Source organism: Streptomyces sp. MB09-02B (assembly GCF_033794485.1).
Lineage (GTDB): Bacteria > Actinomycetota > Actinomycetes > Streptomycetales > Streptomycetaceae > Streptomyces.
On record NZ_JARGEE010000821.1, the window covers coordinates 1 to 1,590 of the forward strand.

At 72.7% G+C, this 1,590-nt stretch carries 1 protein-coding gene; it reads right to left on the minus strand.

Annotated elements, in window-relative coordinates; all coding sequences use genetic code 11:
- Positions 1–5 precede the first annotated feature (5 nt).
- Positions 6–1,469 (minus strand): MFS transporter, encoded by a 1,464-nt coding sequence (locus P1P70_RS44365; protein WP_319248131.1) that lies wholly within the window; start codon positions 1,467–1,469, stop codon positions 6–8.
- Positions 1,470–1,590: the final 121 nt, after the last annotated feature.

Below are 1,590 nucleotides of genomic sequence, written 5' to 3' on the forward strand. Positions count from 1 at the left end.
GCACCTCAGGCCCCCACCGGTGCCCCCGTCCTCCCCACCGGTCGTCGCCGTATCACCAGCGCCATCAACGCCGCCGCCGCACACAGCGCGCCCGAGGCGTACCAGACGACGTCGTAGCGGCCGAAGGTGTCCCGGGCCAGGCCGGCGAGGAAGGCGACGAGGGCGGCGCCGACCTGGTGGGAGGCGAGGACCCAGCCGAAGACGATGGCACTGTCCTCACCGTAGTGCTCGCGGCACAGCGCCATGGTGGGCGGGACGGTGGCGACCCAGTCGAGGCCGTAGAAGACGATGAAGAAGATCATCGGGAGCTGGACCGTCGGCGCCAGCAGCATCGGGAGGAAGAGGAGCGAGACACCGCGGAACGCGTAGTACACCGCCAGCAGCCGCCGTGAGTCGTAGCGGTCCGTGAACCAGCCCGAGGCGATCGTGCCGAGGACGTCGAACACCCCGATGACCGCCAGCAGCGAGGCCGCCGCCGTGATCGGCATGTCGTGGTCGTGGGCGGCGGGGATGAAATGCGTCTGGATGAGACCGTTGGTCGACGCGCCGCAGATCGCGAACGTACCGGCCAGCAGCCAGAACGGCCCCGTCCGCATCGCCGAGAACAGCACCCTCACCGCCCGCCGCGCCGCCCCCTGCACCGGCCCCGGCTTCGGCACGAACTCCCGCGCCCCGTACGGCTTCAGCCCCACGTCCGCCGGGTGGTCGCGCAGCAGCAGCCAGACGAAGGGCACGACGGCCAGCGCGGCGAGCGCCACGGTGACGGAGGCCGGACGCCAGCCGCGTTCGGAGACGATCCACGACAGCAGCGGCAGGAAGATCAGCTGCCCGGACGCCGAGGCCGCGGTCAGGATGCCCGAGACGAGACCACGCCGTTCGGTGAACCAGCGGTCGGTGACGGTCGCCGCGAACGCCAGCGCCATCGAACCGGACCCCAGCCCCACCAGCAGACCCCAGCAGAGCATCAGCTGCCAGGCCGACGTCATCCACACCGTCGCACCGGCCCCGACCGCGATCACCGTCAACGCCACCGCGACGACCCGGCGGATGCCGAAGCGGTCCATCAGCGCGGCGGCGAAGGGGGCTGTCAGCCCGTAGAGCGCGAGGTTGACCGAGACCGCCGACGCGATCGTGCCGCGCGACCAGTCGAATTCCGCATGCAACGGATCGATCAGCAGGCCCGGCAGCGAGCGGAAGGCCGCCGCGCCGATGATCGTCACGAAGGTGACGGCGGCGACGAACCAGGCCCGGTGGATACGGCGCACGCCGGCACCGCGACGTCCGACACGGGGACCGACGCCGGGCGGGCGGTGCTCCACGGGGACCTGCGGCACGGCTGCGGCAGCGGCGACGGCAGCGGCATCACCGGAGGCGGCCCCGCCCGTGGCGGCGGGGCGCGACTCACCGTCGGGGAGGGAGTCGGCGGCGGCAGGGCGGGACTCGGCCGCGCCGTCGGCTGTCTGGGTCATGTCGCCAAGCCTCCGACCTGCGAGCATTCCGGACGAGTGGCCGGAGGGACAGTGTTCGCTAGGATCGGGCCATGGCCGCCGACCCCCCGACCGAGCGCACCCCCACCACCGCCCCCCAGCC